Below are 24866 nucleotides of genomic sequence, written 5' to 3' on the forward strand. Positions count from 1 at the left end.
ACTATTTCGTGTAATCTCGTTTAGATGAAACATCTGCTTTCGGGAAGTCTGAAGGAATGGGAATATCTACTTTGCCCGTAGCTACCCACTGTGCTCCTCTTAATAAAGTGGTCATAAAACCTACACAGGAAACAGAATAATCAGCATGACCCATGGGTGTATGAAAGACTCTTCCTTTACCAAATTGGGTAACAATCAACATCGGCTCATGTCGACCAGTCCCTCTATTTTCTTTCGCAGAAAAAGCGGTACCTAAAATTTCCATATTGACTGCCGGTCCTCGTAGGCGATCATACATTTCATCTTGGGTGTGCATCCAAGTCAAAGGCATCCCTTTGGTGATGGGGTGATTTGCGTTACGAATCGTTATTTGATATTCCTTTTGCGGTCCATGCGAACCAGCCCTTCCGGCTTGAGTATCTTTGACCAATTTCCCCTCCAAATCATAATATACATAAGGTCCATCTTTTTCGGTACGGTCGCCCCAACCTCCTAAACCAATCATTTCATTGTACGCCGGCCACTGAGGAAAGGAATTATCTGCGGCATGAATGACCACTAAACCTCCTCCTTTTTTCATGAATTTCTCAAAATCCACCTGTGTTTCTGCAGGCCAAGGTGCTGCATTCCATCCAAAATTACAAATGACCAAATCGTAGTCGGAGAATTTGGGATGAAAACTAGAATCTGCTTTAGACTTGGGTAATGCCACGGTATTTTCAAGTCCTGGAAGCATGTACTTCGGAATCAAATCAGCGGCATTCCAAGTAAAATGAGATCGTTGTACATCTACTTTAAATTTTCCGGATTGCTCTAAAAAATCCTTCATCATGAAGGTGATTTTTGGCCATTGATCATGGTTATTTTGCCCATCCACAATCAGAGTTCGGATGATTTTAGACTTGGCGGCAGGTTTAACAAGGGCATAACTTAGCTCTCTTCCTGAAACCAAAAAAAAGATAAGTGCAATCAAGAAAGGGAATGGCTTGGCTAAATTTTTCATTGAATATTTAATTAATTTAATCGATTTACATCTTTACCATAAATTGTTGTTCATCCATATTTACTGCTGTCAGAATTCAACACACTATCTTGTTAATTTCAACGCACTGCTTAAGCGCTGGGCCACATTATCCCAATCGATGATTTGAAACATGGTATCAACAAAATCTGCCCGTTTGTTTTTATACTTCAAATAATAAGCGTGCTCCCAAACATCAATCACCAATAAAGGAATACAGCCCCATTGAGTTAATTTTTCATGATTTTCACATTGCAATACAACCAGTGAATTTGAATATGGTTGATAGGCTAAAATTCCCCAGCCATTTCCATCTAAGTTTTTTGATGTTTCTGCCAAAAGAGCTAACATCCGATCTAGGCTTCCAAATGATTTCTCTATTCTGGCCAATAAATCACCGGAAGGGCTTAACTTTTTATTAGTCAAATTAGTCCAAAAAATAGAATGCAAAATGTGAGAAGAAAAGTGCAGCGTTAATTTTTTTGTCCAATAGTCTACGGTTTCCAAATTATTCTCATCCAATGCTTTTTTGATCATTTGTAGATCTTTGTTGGCACCTTTGACTGCTCCTCCGTGATGAAAAGTATAGTGCAAATGAACAGTCTCAGCATCCATGTAGGGTTCCAAAAAACTTTCTTGATAAGGGAGGCTTTGAAGGACATAATTCCCTTGTGCATCCACCAATTTATCCATGTCATTACTGACCAAATTTTGATTAAATGAGGTGGCATTAATTGAGCTAACTGAACCTGCTGTCCATAGAGCTGCTGATTGAATGAATTCTGATCTATCCATGAGATTCTAAGTTGGTGGTTTCAAATGAGCCATCCAATAGACTCTTTTGTTTTTGAAATATAGCATTAAATATTTCCAATGATATACTTTGGTATATTCTTTCTCTCTTAAATAACAGAAAAAGGCTATCCATGTTCCCCAAATTTAACCAGTTAGATCCTCATGATCTTCAATCAATAATCGTGTAAAAGATCAAATCAGAAATAATTAAAAGACTAATTTGATACAAATGCCTACCAAAGCCGCCAACAACAATAAATAGGGTTCTTTCAACTTTTTAATATACACCAAAGCGATTAATGAACATACTGCAATAACTAGGCTTAGTAGATCTGATAATGTTCTTTGTGCAATTACTAAGACGGCTCCAAACAATGCCCCAACGACCGCAGCGGTAATCCCATCTACAAATGCCTTAATGGATCCATTATTGGCTATTTTTTTGAAATGATGGGCCGGTAAAATGGTAAATAAATAACAAGGTAAAAATGTAGCTAATGCAGCAACAACTGCGCCAGGGAAACCAGCCACCAAATAACCTATAAATCCCACGGTTACGACGATTGGACCGGGGGTAATCATGGCCACTGCTACGGCATCCAAAAACTGCTGCTCAGTTAACCAATGATTTTCTTGAACTACTCCACTTTGTAAAAAGGGAACAATAGCTAGGCCACTGCCAAACACAAAGGCCCCAGCTTTGAAAAAAAACAGAGCCATTTTCCAAAGTACATGAGCATCATATTCAAATGAAAACAACGAAACCAATAAAAAAGAATTGGACTGTCTATTCAAGCCTTTAGGAGGGGCTTTTAACAACATATAGAAAATCCCAATACCAATAAACAGGAGTATATCTTCCTTTTGAGTAATATAGGTGATCAATGCCCCAACCAAAAAGAATAACCATAACCATGTGTTTTTCTGCAATGAAGTCCGATCAATAGATCCAATGGTTTTGGTCGTTAATTTATAACTACTCAAAAAAATAATCCCAATGACCGCAGCACCCACACCATAAAAAATGGCTTGCATCCAAGATAAACCACCAAAAGCTTGATAGGCCATTCCCAATAAAACCACCATGATAAAAGAAGGAATGACAAAGGCGATACCCGCTAATGTTGCCCCCCAGTACCGATAATGTACAAAACCTAAATAAATAGCTAGCTGTGCTGCAAGTGGTCCTGGTGCCAATTGAGCCAAGGCGAGACCTTGCTTAAATTCTTCTTCGGAAATCCATTGTTTACTTTCAACTAAGTCCCGTCTCATATACTCCACCAATGCCACAGGGCCACCGAAACCAGTTGTACCTAAATGGAGGAAATAGGTACTCATTTGCCATAAAGAATAATGTGCTTTTTCTTCCATCAAAGTTTAGTGATCATAACTTACAACTCTAGATATTTTCCAATTTCCCTGATCATTTTTCCAAATCATCAAAAACTTAAATTCTCCTACTTCTAATTTCCCATTTTCTATATGAGAAAAGGTATGTCGGCCAATATGTATCGCCCCATAATCTTTAATGGGATGAACCTCTAAGGTGCCCGGAACTAATTTTCGAGTTAATACATAATCCCGATTAAATATATTTTGAAAATTAGCGATCACTGTTTCATAATGAAGCAAACCTCCATTATCCTGAAACCACTCCAAATCCGATGTAAAGTATTGTTTAAATGTGGGCGTATCTCGCTGATTATAAGCTTGAAACATGGCACTATCAAGATGGGCAATTCGTTGGAATAATTCCGTCGATTTTCCTTGTTGTCCAAAAGAAGTCCAACAAATTGCCATGAAAAAGAAACCGCAAAAAAGAGTTTTCATAGGTTATGAATTCCTAGAAAAATAAGCCCAATAAGTCTTGAGCTTAATCGTCTATTTAAATAAGAAATATGCAATACCCAAGGTTACAAACACATTAAATCCTTGTGCAATAAGAAAGGCATACAAAGGTTTTTTCCCTTCGCTACTAAATAAATCAGCAAACTTAGTCTCTAAGCCAATGCTGGTAAATGCAAGTGCAAACCACAAGCCTTGAAGAGATTTTAAACTGCCTTTTACTTCCGAAATAACTTCACCAGAAATGACGAATGAAAACAACAAGGATGCCGCTACAAAACCGATGACAAATTTGGGAAAACGCTCCCAAATGATCCCTAAAGTTGGCTTGGATTCTTTGGCTACTTCTGACTGATTATTAGTATAAGTCCAATAGATAGAAATCCCAAATGCTGCTAAACCTAACAGAACATTTTGTGAAAATTTGACAATCGTACTAATTTTCAAGGCCTCCTCTCCTATCAATGAACCAGAAGCAATAACTGCACCTGTCGTATCAATAGTACCTCCCAACCATGCACCCGTTACTGCTTCAGATAAACCTAAGGCTTTAGCGATGATCGGCATAAAAATAATCATGGGTATGGCAGTAATTAGGACGATGGATATCACATAAGAAAGTTTCTTGGAATCTCCTTTAATAGCGCCTGCTGTAGCTATGGCTGCAGAAACACCACAAATAGAAACGGCACTGGATATCATGATGGCCATTTCTTCGTCAATCCCTAATTTTTTAGAGACCCAAAATGCAAAATACCAAACAGAAACTACCACCAAAAGTGCTTGAATCAATCCCAAAGATCCTGCCTTTAAAATATCTCCAAAAATGATGCTGGTACCTAATAAAACTAATCCTATTTTAACAAATAATTCCGTTGATAATGAATCTCTTAACCAATCAGGAATTGTAGAAAAATTACTGATAATTAAACCAATAGTTAAGCTGAAAATAACCGCTTCTAAATTCCAATTTTTGAGAAAAGAATTACCAGCCAGTATAAGTGCCAAAGTCGTTAAAATAAAGACGATGGGAAAACCTTTGATGGTGGCTGATACGTCTTTCCCCAAGGCTTTGGTAGCTAAAATAGCAATGGCATAAACCCACAAAAACAATTTTCCTACATTCAATAAATTATCAGCGTTTACTACTTTTTCCAATAGTTCTGCTGAGTTTTCCCAAGCAAAAACGGGACTTGGTATTTTTATTCCGAATAGGGCTAGGGCGATAATTAAAAATCCAAAGACCACGACGGTCCAGTCTTCTGTTAAGCTAAATGACGTTTTGTTGTTTGACATAGTTGTATAGATTGGGGATAAATTAAATTAATTAAGCATTGATAAACAAATCTTTATAGGCTCTTTCAGCAGCATGATAACCGCACATACCGTGTACTCCACCTCCAGGAGGACTGGAAGATGAGCAAATATATAGTCCTTTCGTTGATGTTCTGTAAGGCGATGATCGAAGTGCGGGACGGGTAAAAAGCTGTGCTAGATCGATGATTCCTCCGTTAATATCTCCTCCGATATAATTCGCATTATAGGATTCTAATTGAGCTGTATTAAAGCTATGTTTCGCCAAAATCCTTTCTCGAAAACCTGGGGCAAATCGTTCTACCTGCTTTTCGATTATCTCCGTCATATCTTTGGTAGAGCCGTGTGGAACGTGGCAATATGCCCAAACGGCATTTTTACCTTCTGGCGCCCGAGAACGATCAAACAAACTTTGTTGTGCCAAAAGCACAAATGGCTGTTCTACCTGCTTTCCTTTAGAAGTATCTAACTCGGATTGAGTTATTTCTGACCAAGTATTTCCAAGATGTACAGTTCCCGCTAACCTCGCTTCCTTGGACTCAAAAGGAACCTGTCCTTCTATTGCCCAATCAATTTTAAAAACACCCATTCCATAGCGGTATTTTTCTAATTGCCATCGGTAAATACTAGAAAAGCGATGACCCGCAATGCCTAGAATTTGTCGGGGAGTTAAATCAAATAAAATAGCTTTGGCAGATGGTAACTGGTTTAAAGATTTCACATAGAAATTCGTTTCAATCTTTCCTCCTAAAGAAAGAAAGTAAGACGATAATGCCTTGGCTATGTTACTTGAACCTCCTTTGGGGATTAGCCAGCCTTCTTTATGTGCTGCTGTCATTAAAACTAAACCTATGGCAGAAGTCGCCCAATTTTGAAGAGGTTGTATGGAATGGGCCGCCATTCCTGCCCACAAAGCTTTTGCCTTTTCAGTCTCAAACTTCTCAACTAACCAAGAAGCTGGTTGCATCGCTTTCAATCCAAACTTAGCCAAATTTATCGGTTGATTAGGGACATGCAATGGTGCCAAAATATCAGCCAAAAGACTTTCCCAGTGACTTATAAAAGGTTGAATTAAATCCCTATAATTCTCCCCGTCATAGCCTAATTTATGCGCTGTCAATTCCAATGATGGCGCCAAAACAGCACTATCACCATTCGCTAATGGGTGAGCTGCAGAATAAATGGGTTGAATAAATGTCAGGCCATGATCTTGTAAAGGGAGTGTCTTAAAAAATGGGGATGCTGCAGCCAAGGGATGAATGGCAGAACAAATATCATGTTTAAACCCCGGTAAGGTGATTTCCTCGGTTCTTAAACCTCCTCCAATGCTATCTTTTGCCTCGACCATTAGTACAGAGAGTCCTTTTTGTTGCAAATAAATGGCTGAGGCCAATCCATTTGGACCTGAACCTACTACAATAGCATCATATTCTGTACTTCTATTTTTCATCAATTTGATTCTACTTTAAACAACACATTTCCATCTCTTTTAATCTGCCAAGCAGTAATCGGATTCATGTGATAACCACCCTCATTACCTCTCGCTTGATACAATTGTTTTAAAGTCGGTTGAAGATATCCCGTTTCATCGGTAACTCGACTTAGTATTTCTGTTTCATCTCCTTTCCAATTCCATAAGTACCTAAAATGGACGTGGGCTTTATCCAAAATAGGAGGATTTAATTGTGCCAAATGCCAGCTTTTCCCAGCATCTACACTCACTTCTACTTGAACCACTTTACCTCGTCCTGACCAGGCCAAACCTCTAATTTCAATCCAGCCTTTTTCAATTTTTTGCGGAAAAGAAGGAAACGTAATAATAGATCGCGCATCCATATCAAAACTGAAAATGCGGTATTTCCCGTCTTTGATAGGTTCGGTATATTTAGACGTTTCCTCCCTAGTATAAAATGCTTGATCTGATAATTCTATTCTTCGTAGCCATTTAACATTGGTATTCCCTTCCCAACCTGGTAAAAAAAGTCGAATAGGATATCCTTGTTCTGGCCGAAGGACTTCTCCATTTTGAGCATAGGCTATGATGGCATCATCCCATCCCTTTTTAATGGGGATACTCCGTGTCATGACAGCCGCATCTCCTCCCTCAGCCAAAAACCAAGTAGCATTGGGTTTTACTCCTACTTCATTAAAAATAGTGGATAATTTCACTCCTGTCCATTCACTTTGACTCGTTAACCCACAAATTTCTTGTGGACTTAATTGCTCCTTCCCCCCTCTAAAATTCCCAGAACATTCCAAAAAAGCAATGCGAGAAACAGATGGAAATCTCTTCAAATCTGCCACAGTAAAAATCATGGGCTTTTTAACTAATCCATGAATTAATAATTCATGTTTGGAGGGATCAATCACGGGCACTCCTGCATGATGGCGCTCAAAATGTAAATCCGAAGGAGTTATCATCCCATAAAAATCTTGTAAAGGAGACCGAGAAGAAATTTCGGAAGGTTTCTTAACCGATTTTACAAAAAGAGATCTACTTCCAATTTCTCCAGGACCAAGCCCAACTTTTTTAGTAGGATCGATATCCGATTGACTAATGGATTTTTGAATGACTTGTCCATTTGCCGTTTGAACGATCGCTACAGCTGCAGTGGCCATACCTCCTAGGAGCTTTCGACGAGAAATAGGGTGGTTCCCCTTTTGTGAAATTTCTATGAATTTTTCCATTTTATTTAACTTCTAACCCTCCCTTTCTATCATCCATCAAAAATAAATTCTTGGCAGGCATTTGTATGGCAGGAAGACTTTTGGATGTAATTTTTGTTGTAGAGTCAATGATTCCATTGGCATGCAGTAAGAATGCAGTCAAATGATATACTTCTTCATTCGTCAGTGAACCAGGTTCATTGAATGGCATAGCTCTACGTATGTAGTCAAATACGGTAGTGGCATAAGGCCAATAATTCCCAATCGTTTTTTCTCTTCTTTTGGTTGATGTTTTATTCGTAACCAATGAACCAGAGACACCTCCAATTCCCCCTGCACCATGGCATACCACACATTTAGTATCAAAAATCTGTCTGCCGTAAGAAACTAGGCCCGTTCCTTTTGGCAATCCTTTCCCATCTGGCCTAATCGCAATATCCAATAAGTCTATTTCCTTCTGAGTAGCTATACGACCTATCCCAAAACTAGTTGGGATAGAGTCATTAGCTATTTCTAGTTTGGATGAATTGCCTGCATGTTCAAATGAGCTTAAAATCACCAATAAGGTGAAAACAAAAGCAACATTGACGCCATATTTCTTCATAAGTATTAATCGTATTTACCTGATTCTAAAGTACTTATACTCAAAGCATAGTTTTTAGAATATCGATCTAAAACCACATAAATAGAATCTTTCTGGGCATTAATTCCTGATAAGATTACTCGATTCCCTCCTTGCTGAACATCATAATGAAGCACTAATTTTTCTCTTTTCGGGTTCCGCTTTTTCTCTGCTTTAATGCCTTTGATGCGTCGATTTGTCCAAGCAATGGGATCTATTTTATATATTTCATCTCCTATATTTTTACGTGCATTTTCAGGAATCCATGATTCATTTTTCGCTTCTTTATTGATCCTTTTTTCAGCACCTTTTTTCTTTGATTTTTCATTGGTCAATGCAAAACCCTCGTTCTCCTGATTTCTATTTCCTAAGTTTTTATCTTGAAGATATAATACCTGTTGAACGGTATCGGCTTCATAATAAAACACACGTTGGCCCCCAGCTACACCTGTTAATTCAAAAGTTCGACTAATATCCCTCATCGGCGCTCCTCCTCCATTGGACAAATCCAACTCAACGGGTTTATTAACTTTAAAAGTCAGGGTTGTCCACTTCTCGAATGTAGCTTGTTGCCAACGCGTTGTATCCAATGGAGAATAGGGGATTTCCTGATTGTTTAATCGAAAACTAGTGACATGATAATTTCCTCTTAATTGACTTAGCCCTTTAATAGATGGCTGCTTATATGGGTCATAGATAAAATTCACAATCGACAAATAAGTAAACACAGGGAGAAATATAATTATAGTGCTGTATTTGAGTATAATTCGACCTGTTTCTTGCCATTTTTTTGTTAAAGAAGGTGTTTGAATGAAAGGAAGCGTTAATTTTTCTTGAATCAATAATCCATAAATTTTGGGGATATATGGAAGCAATAAGAAGGCAGAAAATAACACAAAATAGGAGCTATAAACATGCACTCCACCATCATAGGCAAAGTTGACATAAACAATGTCCGCTAATGCTCCAAAAAGTAAAACTGCACCCCAGAAAACCGTTTTTCTAAAAAAGAGTAAAGCACCCGCTAATACTTCGACAATCCCTGTAAAGACTTCATACAAAGGCACAATGCCAATGGAAAGCCAATAGATTTTTTGCAATGTTAAATCACCAAAATCTGTATTCAATAAACCCCAAGAAGGATAAGGTAATTGGGTGGGCGTCAATTTGGTAAAACCAAAACCAATGATACCTATGGCTGCTCGGTAACGAACAACAACATTTAGCCAATAAAACAAGGTATCATAATGTTTAACTTCTGATTTTCGAACGTAGGAAACGATCGACCAAATTATGGCAATTACTACCGAGAAAATAAAGGTAATTACCCAAATAGCATACCCTTGCAAAGTTGATCCAAAAATCTTGTTTCCAAAGAAATTAATTCCACTCCCAAAACGTGCTATGTCATATAAGTCGCGATAATGTAAATTCAAATAATCAAACGTAAATAGGTCCTTATACCAGTCAATTCTATTGGGAATTGTCATGGAAATAAAAAACACAAAAGCAATTCGAAAAGCAACAAGCTGCCAGGTTGGCCAAGCGCGCTCATCCGACAAATTTTCAGTATTTATTTTATTAGTTGACATCATTCTTAAGTTTAACATATTACAATTTCAACGCACTTCTTCTACCAGCTTTTTTAGCTTCCCAAATCAAGTATTTCTTGTTGATTTTTGACAACACAGCATACACGGAATCTTGATTAGCATTAACTCCTTGGAGTACCAATGTTGAATCGTTGACGCGTTGAATACGTAAATTGAATCGATCATTGACATACTTCTCATTTCTATTTTGCAGTAAAATAGAAGCCTTGGAAGAATCTACCTCATAAGAATAATAATGGCGTCCTTGAGTCTCAGAATATTCATAAGCACGAGATCCATCATTTGAAAAAATTTCTTCTGATTTGGCATCTTGGATGGACGTTAATGTAGCCGATTTAATACTAAGTGTATTCCACTTTTCGAATACGACATTTTGCCATCGAATAGCATCAGTAGTAGAATATGGAATTTCATGGTTATTCCATTTAAATTGTTTTACCACATATAATCCTTCTGCATTGGGAATTCCATTTTTTGAGGAAAATTGATAGCCCCCATGCTGAAATAATGAGTAACTTTTAAATCCATAAATTCCAATAAAAATTAAAATAAATAGTGCCTTAATTAAGCCTAAATTAATCTTCGTTTTTGGGGAAAAATTAGGTTGATAATCATTCGCTAAAGTGACCTTTTCTAAACTAATTAATTGAAACAAACGAATGGCATCAAATGCAAAAACAAATAAGGCTAAAATGATCAAATAAAAGGCATAAAAGAACTCTCCACCTTCATAGGCAATATTTGAAACGGCCACATTTCCGATAAATGGCAATATAATAAATGTCCCAATGGTAGCTGTTTTTCGATTTAATAAAAGGATGGCACCAGCTAGCTCAACAAAGCCTAAAAATGATTGATAATTAGGTACAACACCAAGACTTAAAGAAAATAATTTCCAAGCTGTAAAATCACCATAATTTGTATTCAAATTACTTAATGACGGAAGGGGTGCTTGTAAGGTAAATATTTTCAAAAATGCATAGCCAATTAAACCTAATGCTAATCGATATCGAACTATAGCTCTTACCCAATAAAATAACCTTGAATAATTAACTTCTTTGGTATACCATTTATCCCATAAAAATGCACCGTTAAACGACAATAAGGCTATAATAAACCATGTTACCCAGTCACTTCCAGTTGAAAATTTAGGGTAATACCTTGTTAAATAAAACAAATCGTTTAACTGTAAATTCAAGTAATTTATTTGAAATAAATGACGATAAAATTCAGTAGATAAAGGAATAGAAATAAGGACAAATAAAATGGCAAAAAACCTAAAAAATAATTTTTCTTTAGACGACCATTCTCCTGGAGAATTTAGTGTATTTGACATATCTTTTAAAATTAATCAAGGCATCATATTTGACCATGATGCCTTTGATGGGTTAATATCCTGGATTTTGAATTAGCGCTTGGTCTCTCAATAATTCATTCGATGGAATAGGTAAAACAAGACGATTAACATCCGTTACCTTAAATACTTCGGCTGCTCTACCTGTTCTTACGACATCAAACCAACGGTGTGGTTCTAAGGCGAATTCAAGCCTTCTTTCATTTTCTATTTCCAATAAAATACTTTCCTTACTGGAGGCCAAACTTAATGCAATAGCTGCCCGATCTTTGATGGCATTTAGATCAGTTAATGCATCCGTCAGTTTATTCAAATTAGCTCGTGCTTCTGATCGAATCAGGTACAATTCTGCGATTCTAAAAATATAACTTGGATCCGTAGCTGGCGTACGATAATACAAATTCCCATACCATCGATTCTGATTATCCTTAGCAATTAAAGTACTTCTTCCTCCTCCAATTTTAGGGTCATTTAATAAAGCTACTAGCGCATCATTAGGAGCCCATTGGCGTGTCCCTCCATTCGTTTGAGGTTGCCATTGACCACGATGCGTATTTGTCTCCGTACTACTGTAAAATAGTTCAAAAATAGATTCTTGTGTTCCTCTCGCTTCATTGGCAAAAAATGAGCTAAATGGTTTCAACAATTTATAATTGCTATCTGAAATCAACCGAGTTGCATAATCTTCTGCTTTAGCCCAATCTTTTTGATATAAATACAGACGGGATTTTAAGGCCCAAACCGTTTTTCTCGTCGCTCTAAAACGATCGGTAGTTAGCGGTAATAGCGGTTCAGCGATATCTAAATCCTTCAATACTTGAGCATAAATTTCGGCTTGCGTACTGCGCGCAATACCCGAATTTTCCAAAGGACTAGAGGTAGGTTTGGTAATCAAAGGTACCCCTCCCCAAGTTCTCGCTAAATCAAAATAGGAAAGTGCACGAATGAAATAGGCCTCCCCAATAATTTGATTTTTTAGTGCATCTGTCAATAATGGATCACTCACTAAAGGCACTTTGGAAATGACATTATTTGCCCGATTGACTGTCCGATAAATAGCAGTCCATGCACCAGAAATGGTCGAGTTTTCTGCATTTACTTTTTTATTGATAAACTCCTGTACTTGCGACTGTGACCCAGTCCACTGAATATTATCTCCTGATAAATATCCTATGGATTGAAAAGTGGTACCATAATAATTTCCATCTGCCAAGGCAGAATAAACCCCTCTAATCGCTGTTTCTGATGAAGTTTTATCAAAAATAGTTTTTGTATCAGAAATGGATTCCAAAGGTTGCACATCCAAATAATCAGAGCAGGACCCAAGAGAAATAACTAAACTGGCTCCAATGATGTATTTTGTAAGTTTCATATATTTCGAATGTTTTGTGTTGAAAAATATCTCCGACTAAAATGTTAGACTAACACCTACTTGATAGCTTCTTGGCTGAGGAGGTGTACCCAAATCTATTCCTTGCGCATTTTGATCACTGCTAGCGCTGGATTCTGGATCTAAACCTGAATAGTTGGAGATGAGAAATAAATTGGTGCCATTCACATAAATTTTCAAGGCTTCCGCTCCCAATTTAGAAGCTATTTTTTTAGGCAAATTGTAAGCAATATTCAAGGATCTCAATCGCAAGAATGAACCATCTTCCAACCAGCGACTGCCCCCGTCGCGGTAATTATTGACATTGACGCCATCGGGTTTAGGAACATCGGTGATATCTCCTTCTTTTTGCCAGCGGGCATTATTACTAGCAAAAATCACTCGCGCGGCATCCCTTGCTCCACCACCTTCACCAAAAAATTTATTGTGATTGTATACCTTATTCCCATATTGGAAGGATAAAAATGCAGCTAATTCAAAGCCTTTGTATTGAACAGTATTGGTTAATCCTCCAAAGAAGGCAGGCCAGATACTTCCTATAATTTGACGATCTGCAACCGTGATTTTTCCGTCTTTATTGACATCTTCATACACTGCATCTCCCGTTTTTGAATCAACATATAGCTGTTTATATACCCAGAATGAATACAAGGGATATCCCTCTTTTTGTAAAATCAAATCGCGACTACCATAGTTTAATGGATTAGACAACTTCTCTATTTTATTAATATTCTGAGCGATATTAAATTCGCTAGTCCAGCTAAATTCTTTCGACTGATAGTTGACCGATTGAATACTAAACTCAAATCCTTTATTGCTAATTTCAGCTACATTGCTCCAATAATTAGAAAAACCAGAAGTACTAGGAAGAGCTAATTGTAACAATCCATCTTTGGTATATTTATCGTAATAATTTAGTTCAAATGATAGCCTTCCATTAAATAGTGAAGCGTCTAAACCTATATTAAACTGACTCGTTTTTTCCCATTTCAAATCCGGATTAGCTAATTGCTGCGGGGCAATTCCTGGATTTCCTTGGTAGGGAGCCCCACCTGTCCAAAGCCCTTGGGCAGCGAAGTTTCCAATGCCATTTTGGTTCCCAATCTGACCATAACTTGCTCGTAATTTCAGGTCTTTGATAAATCCTACATCTTTTAAAAAGTCCTCTTGATTGATTCTCCAAGCAGTCCCAAGAGAAGGAAAATACCCCCATTTTTGATCCGAACCAAAGCGAGAAGATCCATCAGTACGAATGCTAAAATCAACTAAATATTTACCTTGGTAACCATAGTCAACACGCGCAAAAAAGGAGGCTAAATTACTTTTACTCCAGCTTTGAGTACTTGTTCTATTGGCAGCTGAAGAAATAACAGTAAAGGCATTATTAGCAAATCCACGTCCTTCAGCATAGGTTCTATTTAATACATCACTTTGTAAAGTATTGCCAATTAAAACCCCAAAATTGTGATCTAAACCAAACTTCTGCCGATACGTCAAGGTTTGTTCGTTAAGTAAAGTCGTAAACTGACTGATGGAAGAGGTGGCCAAGCCGCCTTGTGCTCCTAATAGTAAAAAGGTATTCCAATATTCTGATTCATCATAATTATTATAGTCCGCTCCAAAGCTGGTTCTGAATTTCAAATTGGGTAATAAATAAGCCTCCGCATATAAATTACCGATATACCTTAAACTGGAGGAATTGACATCATAATTATTGAGCAATAAAGTCAAATTATCAAATCCAGCTCTTCCAACTAGTTCCCCCGTTTCATTGTATGGAGATAAGTAGGTTGGTGTATGCAATGCCGCTTGTAATACCCCTCCTTGCGGTCCATCACCCGCTCTGGCTTGGTTCCGATATGTTCTTGTGAAGGTATTGCTCACTCCAACTTGTAAAACATCATTTACTTTCTGGTCTAAATTGACTTTGAAACTTTGTCTTTCAAAAGTGATTGGTTTCAAAATGGATTCTTGTGAATTGAAGCCTCCCCCAATGTAATACTTAGTGGTTTTGGTACCTCCTGACAAAGAAATATCATAGTTCTGAAGCGTAGCGGTACGAAATGCTTCACTTAATCGATCATAGGTCTTTTGTTCGGAAGGTAAGCCTCTGCCTCCATCTGCCACTGGTCTAAAAGGTCTATTGGCAGCAGTTCTTTTCAGGGAAGGATCTAGAATCCCTGTATTTATCCACCACTCATTCACTAATTGAGCATGTTCTGGTCCGGTCGTTAATTCCCAGAGTTTCGCAGCTTTCGCCTGACCAAAACTAGCATTGACATGGATTTTGGCTGCTTGCTCAAACTCGCCTCTTTTGGTAGTAATTAAAATAACTCCATTTGCTCCTCTAGAGCCATATAATGCCGTTGCCTCCGCATCTTTCAAAACTTCAACACTTTGAATATCAGCTGGATTAATGTCCGAAATTGGAGAAGTAGCCTTACCTCCAGTACCTATGGTCTGAAGACTATTACTATTGATAAATACACCATCCACTACATATAGTGGGTCATTGTCCGCATTAATGGATGTTGCCCCTCTTACCCGCACATTCACCGTTTCACCGGGTACGCCTGTTGGTGAAGAAATTTGCACGCCAGGAACTTTCCCCTGTAATTGTGCATCAAAACTTCCTACTGGAATATTACTAACTCCAGCTGGGTTAATTTTAGTAATGGATCCAATCAAGTTTTTCCTTTCTTGGGTACCATATCCTACCACAACTATTTCACTGAGCTCGGTATCATTGGGAAGCAATTCTATGGTTACTTTACTCGTATTGGCTACAAACTCTTGTCGAGTATAGCCTACAAAACCTACCACTAAAACAAAAGGTAGCTTTTGACCCGTTTTTAAATAAAATTTTCCGTCGGCATCTGTCAATCCGCCATTGGTTGTTCCTTTAATAGAAACAGAAGCTCCGATTATAGCTTCTTTAGTCTTTTGATCTATCACTTTGCCCTCCAAGGTTGCATTGATTAATGGGGCATTTTGGGCAATTGAACTGTACGTGAGTAGAAAAAGAAAAAATATTAAATAATTTTTTTTCATTACTTTGTATTGGTTTAAGTAAAAAATAAGTGGTTCAAAACTCCCTGAGTCTTGAATTTTCATTTCGCGATGAGCTTGTTTTTTAAGCCAGCCAATCTGTTGCAGCAGATTGGCATTTTTTTAACATGAACAGCAGAAGTTTTTCATGGAGTGAGTGTATTTAGTAAGTTAAACATGATAATATATAAAGACTACCAATTAAGTAGATTAATAGGCAAAACTAAGGGAGTCCTTAATTAAATACAAATTATTTTTTCATTATTTAGTAATTGATCCCTTTCTCACTATACCAAACAAGCGATGTAAATGGAATTAATAAAAATCATTATTAAAAAATAATGCATCACAATGCATTGATTATCAGTAATTTAAAAATATGCGTTCATCTTAATCCAACAGCCTTACAACTTGTCCATGTTCACTATGAAAAACTTTTATATTTTTTCAATTCTATTGCTTTCTTTAACCAATCCTGTTTTTTCTCAACAAAAAACTTCAGGAAATCCCCTCTTCCCTGGTTGGTATGCGGATCCCGAAGCCACCATTTTCAATAAGGAATATTGGATATACCCTACCTACTCAGATGTGTATCAAAAGCAGGTATACTTCGATGCCTTTTCTTCTAAGGATCTCATAACATGGAAAAAGCATGCTAAAATCGTGGATACATCAGCTATCAAATGGGCGAAAAAAGCCATGTGGGCTCCTGCCATTGTTCAAAAAGACAAAAAATACTACCTGTTTTTTGGAGCCAATGACATACAAAGTAATCAAGAACTTGGCGGTATTGGGGTAGCTGTGGCAGAAAAGCCTCAAGGGCCATTTAAAGATTTAATTGGTAAGCCATTGATCAGTCAATTTCAACATGGTGCCCAGCCTATCGATCAATTTGTATTTAAAGATAAAGATGGTCAATACTACATCATTTATGGTGGATGGAAGCATTGCAACATAGCGCGCTTAAGTCCTGATTTTAAGTCCATCATCCCTTTTGAAGATGGTAACCTGTTTAAGGAAATCACTCCGAGTGGTTATGTAGAAGGCCCTATCATGTTTATCCGAAATAATAAATACTATTTCATGTGGAGTGAAGGTGGCTGGACTGGTCCAAATTATTCAGTGGCCTATGCCGTTGCGGATAGTCCTTTTGGGCCATTTGAAAGAAAAGAAAAAATCTTAAAACAAGACCCACAAGTGGCTACAGGTGCTGGGCATCATTCCGTCATTCAAGTACCTCATACGGATCTGTGGTATATCGTTTACCACCGAAGACCCTTGGATGAAACAGATAGAAATCACCGGGTGACTTGTATAGAGCCCATGTATTTTGATAGTAAGGGGGATATTTTACCCGTAAAACTTAGTTTTGAAGGAGTAAAAGCACAAAAAATCAAATGATGTTATACTGATGAAAAAATGGATCTCATTTAAGCTTTCTGTTCAAATCTTTTTGGGATTCATTTTTTTAGCCATTCTGTTTCATTTATTGGTCATGGCTGGCATCATAGCTCCAGATGTAGTATGGGGTGGCCGCATACAAAGTCCACATGAGCTAATCAAAATGGAATCCATTTCCCTCATCATCTTAGTCTTCATGGCGCTAATCATTGCCATAAAAGCGCGTTGGATTTTCTTCAAAATTGCGAAATTAACAGACTATGTAATTTGGCTCATTCCTTTCCTATTTTTCTTGAACACTTTAGGAAATTCGCAGGCACTGAACTCCATGGAACGCTTCATTTTCACTCCCATCACCCTGGTGTTGACTCTAATTAGTTTACGAATAGCTTTAGAGAAAATTCCTCATTAGCTCATATCCAACCGCATTTTGATATCAGCTCTTTGGTAAATAACAGGGCCTAAATCCATTTCCACAAAACCAAATTTACGGTACATATCCACCGCTCTTTCCAATCGTCGATTGGAATAAATAATAATCTGCCTAATCCCTGCATTTTTAGCAAAATCTAAGGTGTATTCCATCAATAATTTGCCAATACCTAAGCCTTGAAATTTTTCTGATACCGCCATTTTGGTTAACTCAAAAACGCTTTCTTCCAACTTCATTAAAGAAACCGTTCCTACAATTTGATCCTCATACCAAGCATAAAATATTTGTCCTCCAGGAGCTAAAATTACTTCCTCTGGTTTGGATAAAACCTCCCGATCTATCTCTTCCAGCTTAAAATACTTTTCCAACCACTCGTAATTTAACTTTCGAATGGCATCTCGATAGGCTGGCTCAAAATTTGAAATACGAATTTGACTCATTATGTATCTAATAAACGGCGATGATAATTTATTTGACCCAAGTGATAGCCCAAATGAACGGCCAAGTGAACAAAAAAATAGGCTGATTTCATGGAATGGTCAAAAACTTCCATCGGGTAATCATCCTCCAATTGCTCTTGTGTAATCCTTGGAAACACTTGTTTCAACATTTGCTCTGTTTGTTCTATCATATCAAGTAATTGCTCCCTAGGAACGGCCTTATCCGAAAACTCCTTTTCTCTATCTCTCACATAGCCAGTGTTTCCATAAACAGAACCAAAATACGTTTGTAAATTTCCTATCAAATGCAAGCATAAATTGCCTGCTGAGTTGGAAATAGCCCCATCTACTTTCCATAAATTAGCTTCATTCTGATATTGAGAGATTTCACTTTTTAAGCGATTTAGATCTCGTGAAAATAATTTTAACAAATCTTCTGTCAGCATATTTTGTTTATTGAAATAAGTGGATGTCAAATATAGAATAAAATTGAAAGCTAAAATGAAGATCAAAGCATTAGTATGTTCATTAAAAATGAATACTTTTAACAAAATTCCTTACCATGAAAACAAGATCAATCTACCTATTAATTGCTCTAATTTTACCATTGAGCCTATTTTCACAAAATAGCACGCGCATTCATCAGGCCGCCAATGCCTTTTTAGCCACCCTAAATCAGGATGAACTCAAAAAAGTGAACTATTCATTTCAAGATAGTTTAAGAAAAAAATGGACCAATTTACCTGTGGGTATGGTTCCAAGGCCCGGCATTCAATATGGCTCGCTTTCCGACAAAAGCAGACTAGCTTTTCACCGTGTATTAAGTGCTTTATTAAGTTCTCAAGGCTATTTAAAAACCACTAGCATCATGCAGCTGGACGACATTTTGAACACCTTATATCAAGAAGCATACGATAAGGGTGAAATCAAAAAAGAGTTCTTAACCCAAATGCAAAAATTAAATTGGGCACATGGTAATTATTACATTTCCATTTTTGGTACACCCGGTGATGCACCTTGGGGAATGAATTTCGGTGGTCACCACATGGCACTCAGCCTAACTTCTGATGGTAAAAAAATAAGCATGTCGCCCTATTTCATTGGCACTGATCCTTCCGAAGTGAAATCATCCAAATATGCGGGTTTACGTGTGTTAAGCAAAGAAGAAGATTACGGTTTTATGTTGATTAATATGCTCTCAGATGCACAAAAATCGAAGGCCATCTTACAACAAGCTGTTCCTAAAGACATCATCACCAATCCCAATAGTCAACAACGCATAGACTCCTATTATGGCATCGCTGTTAAAGAATTCACGGATGCCCAAAAAGCTGTATTAAAAATGTTGATACAAGAATACGTCCATAATTTTGAACATGAAAAATCACATCAAATGATGGACAAAATTGCTGCGACAGGAATGGATAAAATCCATTTTGCATGGGTAGGCAGTTTAGAAAATAATAAGTCGCATTATTACATCATCAACGGGCCAGATTTCTTAATTGAATATGACAATGTTGGATTCCAAAATGATGGGAACCACATACACGCCATTTTACGTGAGAAAGGGAATGACTTTGGTGCAGACTTATTAAAAATGCACTACCTTGAATCTAAACATTGATTAAATGGACAATGCTATTTATGTTTACAAGTAATATTTCTTATTTAATCCTATATTGCGAGGCCTAAATAGGTACAAAACCTTCTTTTGCCCTGATTAAATTACTATCTAACCATGAGAAAAATCTTCTTATTAATTCTATCCTTAGGGATATTCTCCCCCATTTTTGCTAAAGAGAATTTACCTAGAACCATTGTCACAACTGATGGAGAAATTGATGATGTGGACACTTTCATCCGTATGCTATTGTACTCGAATGAATTTCACTTAGAAGGCTTAATTTACTCCAGCTCCATGTGGCACTATAAAGGTGATGGAAAAGGCACTTTGTTTACTTCAGAAATGGACATGACCAAGAAAATGTATGGAGCTAAAACTGACCTTCGCTGGCCGGGCGTCAACTGGATTCAAGATTTACTGAAAGCATATGGAGAAGTTTATCCAAAACTAAGTCAGAATTCAAAAACATATCCAAGTCCAGCCTACTTAAACAGTTTAGTGAAAGTTGGAAACATTGATTTTGAAGGAGAAATGGATCAAATCACACCAGGTTCCGAATGGATAAAAGCTAAATTATTAGACAATGATCCCCAACCTATTTTTTTACAAGCGTGGGGAGGTACAAACACCATCGCTCGTGCATTAAAATCCATCGAAGAAGCTTATTCCAAACAAAAAGATTGGCCCATCATTCAAGAAAAAATATCGAAAAAAGCCATCATCTATACGGTTATGGACCAAGATGCAACCTATAAAAAATACATAGGTCTGCACTGGCCAAAAATCCGAGTATTTTATAATGCCCATCAGTTTGGAAGTTTTGCTTATCCTTGGAAAAGAATCATGCCCAAAGTCGCACAGCCCTATTTTGAAGGACCTTATATGTCGGCTAACATCATCTTGAATCACGGTCCATTATTAAAAATGTATTATGCATATGGCGATGGTCAAAAACAAGCAGGAGATGATGAGCATATTCACGGAGATCCCAACAAATTAAAAAATGCTCAATGGGGTAGCTTTGTACCTTATGATTTCATTTCCGAAGGAGATTCTCCCGCATTTTTACATTTAGTGGATGTGGGCCTAAACAATTTAAATAACCCATCTTATGGTGGTTGGGGTGGTCGATTTGCTCAAGCAAAGGATAATCCTTACCGATATGAAGACAATGATGACGCCGCTGATTTCAATCCAGAATTAGGTAAAATGGATATTAATTATGCTCAAACTCGTTGGCTGATCGCCCTTCAACAAGATTTCGCTGCTCGGGCCGACTGGTGCATAAAAAGCTTTAAAGAGGCGAATCATGCTCCTCAAATTACCGTGAGAGAAGGGATGAAGATCTATGCCAAAGCAGGCCAAAATATTACCCTAAATTTATTAGCCGTAGACCCAGATAAAAATGCCGTTACACTTACGGCTTGGCCTTACAAAGAAGCTGGAAGCGGTGCAGCAGACATCCAAATTTCAGGAAATAAAGCCCTAGTCAAAATACCTGATACCGCGAAATCTGGAGAGTCCTACCATGTGGTTATTGAGGGAAAAGACAGTGGTACTCCGGCCCTTACTGGATATCGCCGCGTCGTGGTAAATATTCTTTAACATCAAATTTTGCACGGTTTCAATAATAAATAGCACATTATTGGGCTTGTTTAGGTTTAAGCTATGATTTTTTCTCTTATATTGAGATTAGAATTAAGCTAAACCTAAAAATGAATCTACGCATCCTGACTAAGGTAAAAGTCTAAGGGTCAATATGATTCCTTACCCTCCATGAAATCATTGATCTGGATAGGATTCCTATCTTTTGTCTGCATTCCTCTTTGTTTTGCACAAAGTCCTAAACACATCTCCCTATTTGATGGAAAAACATTCCGAGGCTGGGAAGGTGATACCCTACATACCTGGCGGATTGAAAAAGGTATGATTATTGGTGGATCATTAGAAAATACCGTTCCGCACAATGACTTCCTGTGCACCCAAAAAATTTATTCCAATTTTATACTTAAACTCAAAATCAAGCTGACGGGTAACCAAGGTTTTATTAATTCCGGGGTTCAATTTCGCAGTAAACGACTAAGCAATCCTGCCTATGAAATGATTGGATATCAAGCGGATTTTGGAAAAGATTATTGGGCGAGTCTCTATGATGAATCAAGAAGAAATAAAACACTTGTAAAACCCAATGACCAAGAAGTGCTGACTTGGATCAAATTCAACGATTGGAATGAGTATGAAATAAAAGCGATTAACAATCAAATCCGATTATACATCAACGGTCACATGAGTGTGGATTATACTGAAATGGATGCCTCCATTCCTCAATCAGGATTAATAGGTATACAAATTCATGGCGGAGGAAAGGCACAAGTCGCAGTAAAAGATATTATGATTCAGGAATTACCTTAAAACAATCTCTATACATCTATGAAACATTCTGTTAGCTATTTTTGGGGTTTAGTCTTTAGTTTATTTCTAGCTAGTCCTACTTGGGCATTAAGCCCTTTTGCCATCCAACAAGATACTACTAAAGTAGATTTTGACTATACTTTAGAAGCCACCATGTTGGGGTATTTTTCAAAAGATGGAACAAGAAATCCTACGTTAAAAGCCAATAAAGGTAAAAAGGTAAGAATTACGATTGTCAATGGAGAACAAATGACCCACGACATTTCCATGGAAAAACTGGGTATTAAAAGTTCAACCATTTTAGATAAAGGATCCAGCACCAGCATTGTATTTATTGCTCAGTCAAACGATACTTATTTCTGTTCTATCCCGGGTCACCGAGCAGCCGGCATGGTGGGGAAATTTGAAATTGTGGAAGGGGCAATTAGCGCTGAAATAGTAAAAGGTATTCGTCCTTCTAAAAACGGAAAACCCTTAAACTTAAATTTTGAAACAGGAAATCTAGATGATTGGAAAGCGGAAGGAGATGCCTTTGCTAATCCTATTTTTAACCAAGACCCCTCTCCTGTACATGATAAGACTATGAAAATTGGTCCAGAAGGAACTCATTTCATCTCGAGCGGTGGCACAAAAAACTATGCCTTAACGGGTACATTAACTTCTGTACCCTTTAAAATTACACAGCCTTTTGCTAGCTTTTGGGTTTCTGGAGGAGCCTTACAAGATACTCGTGTAGAACTGGTATTAGCCAAAAGCAAAAAAGTCATTTTCCGCTCCACGGGACAAGGACGCGCTACTTTACAACCAGTGGTATTTAATGTAAAACCATATTTGCAACAAGAAATCTTCATCCGCATCATCGACAATGAAACGGGTATCACGCCTATCCCATACGTGGCGCATGATAAATTAGCTCATATCAATTTTGACAACTTTCAATTCCATGCTACTCGGCCTAATTACCCGAATGAATTGCATCAAAAGGACATCATTGTACTTCCTCCTTTAGACCCCGTTCTAAATGCTGGCTTATCTGGATTAAAGGCTGCTGAAGCCATGACCTTGCCCAAAGGATTCAAAATTAATTTAGCTGCCGCAGAGCCTGACATTGTTCGTCCTATCAGTTTTACGATTGATGCCAAAGGAAGATTATGGGTGGTAGAAGGACATACTTATCCCGTTCCTGCACCTGAAGGTCAGGGAAAAGATCGAATTATTATATTTGAAGATACTGATGGCAATGGCACTTTAGATAAAAGAAAAGTCTTCATGGAAGGCTTAAACTTAGTCAGTGGCATTGAAGTGGGCATGGGAGGAGTTTGGCTAGGTGCAGCACCTTATTTACTATTTATTCCAACGGATTTTCAGACGGATAAACCCACGGGACCTGTCCAAAAACTGTTGGATGGCTGGGGAGTACAAGACACGCACGAAGTATTGAATAGTTTACGTTGGGGGCCCGATGGTTGGCTTTATGGCAATCATGGGGTATTTACTCATTCCAATGTAGGAAAACCTGGCGCCTCGGATCAGCAGCGAACTAAAATTAATGCTGGCGTATGGAGATTCCATCCCATCAGTCATCAGTTTGAGGTATTTGCAGAAGGAACGAGTAATCCTTGGGGGATCGACTTCAATGATTATGGACACCCTTTTATTACCGTTTGTGTGATTCCCCACATGTTCCACATCATCCAAGGGGCAAGATATGAGCGACAAGCAGGAAAACATTTTAATCCATACACTTACGAAGACATAAAAACCATTGCTGACCATCGGCATTACGTGGGCGACAGAGGCCCGCATGCAGGAAATTTCCGCTCTGCATCCGCTGGGGGCGGCCATGCGCATGCTGGTGCTATGATTTATTTGGGAGGAAATACGTGGCCTAAAGAATTCCGAAATAACATCTTCATGAACAACATCAATGGCTCTCGATTGAATGTAGATCAGCTCAATAGGCAAGGTTCAGGCTACAATGCCTCACATAAAAAAGACTTCATTGTCATGAACGACTCATGGTCGCAATGGCTCAATTTCAAATATGACCCAAGTGGTTCCGTTTTTGCCATCGATTGGTACGATAAAAACCAATGCCATAGCTCTAACCCTGATGTACATGATAAAACCATGGGAAGAATCTTTAAAATCACACATGAAAACGATAAATGGGTTCAAGTGGATTTACATAAAGCGACCGACATGGATTTAGTGAATTACCAACTGCATACCAATGAATGGTATGTCAGACAGGCGAGAACTATTTTACAAGAAAGAGGGCCCAATCCGCAAGTTCATGCTGCTTTGAGAAACATCATTGATAAAAACCCCGATGTGACCCGAAAACTGAGAGCTTTATGGACATTACATGTTACTCAAGGTTTAACAGAAAAAGATGTCGCCCAATTATTGACGAATCCAGATGAAAATGTTCGAAGCTGGGCGATACAATTGGTCGCCGAAAAGAAACAGGTTTCCCCTGATATTTTACATCAATTTGAGTCCATGGCTCGTACGGATAAGTCGGCACAAGTCCGACTGTATTTAGTATCTGCCTTATTGCGTTTAGATCCTGCACAGCGCTGGAATGTATTGGATGCTTTAGTTCAAAAAACAGAAGATCAAGCAGACCATAATTTGCCATTGATGCTTTGGTATGCTGCCGAACCATTGGCTACCTTGGATATCAAGCGTGCTATTCAGTTGGGTGTAAAGTCTAAAATGCCCAAGTTTTTAAACTACACCATTCAGCGCGTAGCTGCCTTGAAATCAGATGAGGCCATTGCTTCTTTGAAGGATTTACAATCTAAATTGGGGCATTCCCATGAGAACCATGAAGTGAGTATGTTATTGGATAAAGTATTAAGCCAAAAATAGCCCTCGA

General features: G+C 37.9%; 20 protein-coding genes. 6 read left to right on the forward strand and 14 right to left on the reverse strand.

The annotated features are described in order from the left end of the window. Nucleotide 1 precedes the first annotated feature (1 nt). The 12 genes from EWU22_RS01465 to EWU22_RS01520 form a co-directional block, all read right to left on the reverse strand. Complete coding sequence (locus tag EWU22_RS01465) at nt 2-1003, reverse strand: ThuA domain-containing protein (RefSeq protein WP_130924115.1); 1002 nt, start codon at nt 1001-1003, stop codon at nt 2-4. Nucleotides 1004-1087: 84 nt separating this feature from the next. Further along, the gene (locus EWU22_RS01470; RefSeq protein ID WP_130924116.1) at nt 1088-1816 is read right to left on the reverse strand and encodes a superoxide dismutase; all 729 of its coding nucleotides are present in this window, start codon (nt 1814-1816) and stop codon (nt 1088-1090) included. A gap of 207 nt (nt 1817-2023) precedes the next feature. Beyond that, nucleotides 2024-3187, reverse strand: a complete 1164-nt coding sequence (locus tag EWU22_RS01475) for a chromate transporter (RefSeq protein WP_130924412.1) — start codon at nt 3185-3187, stop codon at nt 2024-2026. Between the two features lie 6 nt (nt 3188-3193). Next, on the reverse strand, nt 3194-3646 hold the full coding sequence (locus EWU22_RS01480; protein WP_130924117.1) for a nuclear transport factor 2 family protein: 453 nt from the start codon (nt 3644-3646) through the stop codon (nt 3194-3196). A 51-nt stretch (nt 3647-3697) separates the two neighbouring features. Continuing rightward, nucleotides 3698-4957, reverse strand: a complete 1260-nt coding sequence (locus EWU22_RS01485) for a YeiH family protein (protein WP_130924118.1) — start codon at nt 4955-4957, stop codon at nt 3698-3700. Between the two features lie 31 nt (nt 4958-4988). Next, the gene (locus EWU22_RS01490) at nt 4989-6425 is read right to left on the reverse strand and encodes a phytoene desaturase family protein (RefSeq protein WP_130924119.1); all 1437 of its coding nucleotides are present in this window, start codon (nt 6423-6425) and stop codon (nt 4989-4991) included. Beyond that, complete coding sequence (gene soxC, locus EWU22_RS01495; RefSeq protein ID WP_130924120.1) at nt 6425-7663, reverse strand: sulfite dehydrogenase; 1239 nt, start codon at nt 7661-7663, stop codon at nt 6425-6427. Before soxC ends, EWU22_RS01490 begins: the two co-directional genes overlap by 1 nt. Nucleotide 7664: 1 nt before the next feature. After that, nucleotides 7665-8246 carry a c-type cytochrome gene (locus tag EWU22_RS01500; RefSeq protein WP_130924121.1) on the reverse strand — a complete coding sequence of 194 codons (582 nt, stop codon included), beginning with the start codon at nt 8244-8246 and terminating at the stop codon, nt 7665-7667. 5 nt (nt 8247-8251) lie between these two features. After that, entirely contained in the window at nt 8252-9856 is a 1605-nt protein-coding gene (locus EWU22_RS01505) for a hypothetical protein (protein ID WP_130924122.1), read from the reverse strand. 19 nt (nt 9857-9875) lie between these two features. Then, complete coding sequence (locus EWU22_RS01510) at nt 9876-11213, reverse strand: DoxX family protein (protein WP_130924123.1); 1338 nt, start codon at nt 11211-11213, stop codon at nt 9876-9878. Between the two features lie 52 nt (nt 11214-11265). Beyond that, nucleotides 11266-12603, reverse strand: a complete 1338-nt coding sequence (locus EWU22_RS01515) for a RagB/SusD family nutrient uptake outer membrane protein (protein ID WP_130924124.1) — start codon at nt 12601-12603, stop codon at nt 11266-11268. Nucleotides 12604-12639: 36 nt separating this feature from the next. Beyond that, complete coding sequence (locus tag EWU22_RS01520) at nt 12640-15672, reverse strand: SusC/RagA family TonB-linked outer membrane protein (protein ID WP_130924125.1); 3033 nt, start codon at nt 15670-15672, stop codon at nt 12640-12642. A 423-nt stretch (nt 15673-16095) separates the two neighbouring features. Here EWU22_RS01520 and EWU22_RS01525 point away from each other — a divergent pair, with 423 nt between their 5' ends. After that, nucleotides 16096-17070: a glycoside hydrolase family 43 protein gene (locus EWU22_RS01525; protein ID WP_130924126.1), complete on the forward strand. Its 975-nt coding sequence runs from the start codon at nt 16096-16098 to the stop codon at nt 17068-17070. Between the two features lie 10 nt (nt 17071-17080). After that, on the forward strand, nt 17081-17482 hold the full coding sequence (locus EWU22_RS01530; RefSeq protein ID WP_130924127.1) for a hypothetical protein: 402 nt from the start codon (nt 17081-17083) through the stop codon (nt 17480-17482). Here EWU22_RS01530 and EWU22_RS01535 read toward each other — a convergent pair. Further along, on the reverse strand, nt 17479-17943 hold the full coding sequence (locus EWU22_RS01535) for a GNAT family N-acetyltransferase (protein ID WP_130924128.1): 465 nt from the start codon (nt 17941-17943) through the stop codon (nt 17479-17481). The two genes, EWU22_RS01530 and EWU22_RS01535, sit on opposite strands and share 4 nt — an antisense overlap. Next, nucleotides 17943-18389 carry a DinB family protein gene (locus EWU22_RS01540; protein WP_109325468.1) on the reverse strand — a complete coding sequence of 149 codons (447 nt, stop codon included), beginning with the start codon at nt 18387-18389 and terminating at the stop codon, nt 17943-17945. Before EWU22_RS01540 ends, EWU22_RS01535 begins: the two co-directional genes overlap by 1 nt. Before the next feature lie 116 nt (nt 18390-18505). On the opposite strand from EWU22_RS01540, the gene EWU22_RS01545 reads away from it, so the two are divergent. The 4 genes from EWU22_RS01545 (at nt 18506) to EWU22_RS01560 (ending at nt 24859) form a co-directional block, all read left to right on the forward strand. Continuing rightward, nucleotides 18506-19570, forward strand: coding sequence for a DUF3500 domain-containing protein (locus EWU22_RS01545; protein ID WP_130924129.1), 1065 nt, complete (start codon nt 18506-18508; stop codon nt 19568-19570). A 114-nt stretch (nt 19571-19684) separates the two neighbouring features. Continuing rightward, complete coding sequence (locus EWU22_RS01550; protein WP_130924130.1) at nt 19685-21175, forward strand: nucleoside hydrolase-like domain-containing protein; 1491 nt, start codon at nt 19685-19687, stop codon at nt 21173-21175. A 171-nt stretch (nt 21176-21346) separates the two neighbouring features. Then, nucleotides 21347-21982, forward strand: a complete 636-nt coding sequence (locus tag EWU22_RS01555; protein ID WP_130924131.1) for a 3-keto-disaccharide hydrolase — start codon at nt 21347-21349, stop codon at nt 21980-21982. 18 nt (nt 21983-22000) lie between these two features. Continuing rightward, entirely contained in the window at nt 22001-24859 is a 2859-nt protein-coding gene (locus EWU22_RS01560; protein WP_130924132.1) for a PVC-type heme-binding CxxCH protein, read from the forward strand. Nucleotides 24860-24866: the final 7 nt, after the last annotated feature.

Origin of the sequence: Aquirufa nivalisilvae, assembly GCF_004307455.1 — a bacterium.
Lineage (GTDB): Bacteria > Bacteroidota > Bacteroidia > Cytophagales > Spirosomataceae > Aquirufa > Aquirufa nivalisilvae.

Coding starts and splice junctions, on each gene's coding strand:
- EWU22_RS01465 (WP_130924115.1), bottom strand. CDS start 1,003: ATGAAAAATTTAGCCAAGCCATTCCCTTTCTTGATTGCACTTATCTTT.
- EWU22_RS01470 (WP_130924116.1), bottom strand. CDS start 1,816: ATGGATAGATCAGAATTCATTCAATCAGCAGCTCTATGGACAGCAGGT.
- EWU22_RS01475 (WP_130924412.1), bottom strand. CDS start 3,187: ATGGAAGAAAAAGCACATTATTCTTTATGGCAAATGAGTACCTATTTC.
- EWU22_RS01480 (WP_130924117.1), bottom strand. CDS start 3,646: ATGAAAACTCTTTTTTGCGGTTTCTTTTTCATGGCAATTTGTTGGACT.
- EWU22_RS01485 (WP_130924118.1), bottom strand. CDS start 4,957: ATGTCAAACAACAAAACGTCATTTAGCTTAACAGAAGACTGGACCGTC.
- EWU22_RS01490 (WP_130924119.1), bottom strand. CDS start 6,425: ATGAAAAATAGAAGTACAGAATATGATGCTATTGTAGTAGGTTCAGGT.
- soxC (WP_130924120.1), bottom strand. CDS start 7,663: ATGGAAAAATTCATAGAAATTTCACAAAAGGGGAACCACCCTATTTCT.
- EWU22_RS01500 (WP_130924121.1), bottom strand. CDS start 8,246: ATGAAGAAATATGGCGTCAATGTTGCTTTTGTTTTCACCTTATTGGTG.
- EWU22_RS01505 (WP_130924122.1), bottom strand. CDS start 9,856: ATGTCAACTAATAAAATAAATACTGAAAATTTGTCGGATGAGCGCGCT.
- EWU22_RS01510 (WP_130924123.1), bottom strand. CDS start 11,213: ATGTCAAATACACTAAATTCTCCAGGAGAATGGTCGTCTAAAGAAAAA.
- EWU22_RS01515 (WP_130924124.1), bottom strand. CDS start 12,603: ATGAAACTTACAAAATACATCATTGGAGCCAGTTTAGTTATTTCTCTT.
- EWU22_RS01520 (WP_130924125.1), bottom strand. CDS start 15,672: ATGAAAAAAAATTATTTAATATTTTTTCTTTTTCTACTCACGTACAGT.
- EWU22_RS01525 (WP_130924126.1), top strand. CDS start 16,096: ATGAAAAACTTTTATATTTTTTCAATTCTATTGCTTTCTTTAACCAAT.
- EWU22_RS01530 (WP_130924127.1), top strand. CDS start 17,081: ATGAAAAAATGGATCTCATTTAAGCTTTCTGTTCAAATCTTTTTGGGA.
- EWU22_RS01535 (WP_130924128.1), bottom strand. CDS start 17,943: ATGAGTCAAATTCGTATTTCAAATTTTGAGCCAGCCTATCGAGATGCC.
- EWU22_RS01540 (WP_109325468.1), bottom strand. CDS start 18,389: ATGCTGACAGAAGATTTGTTAAAATTATTTTCACGAGATCTAAATCGC.
- EWU22_RS01545 (WP_130924129.1), top strand. CDS start 18,506: ATGAAAACAAGATCAATCTACCTATTAATTGCTCTAATTTTACCATTG.
- EWU22_RS01550 (WP_130924130.1), top strand. CDS start 19,685: ATGAGAAAAATCTTCTTATTAATTCTATCCTTAGGGATATTCTCCCCC.
- EWU22_RS01555 (WP_130924131.1), top strand. CDS start 21,347: ATGAAATCATTGATCTGGATAGGATTCCTATCTTTTGTCTGCATTCCT.
- EWU22_RS01560 (WP_130924132.1), top strand. CDS start 22,001: ATGAAACATTCTGTTAGCTATTTTTGGGGTTTAGTCTTTAGTTTATTT.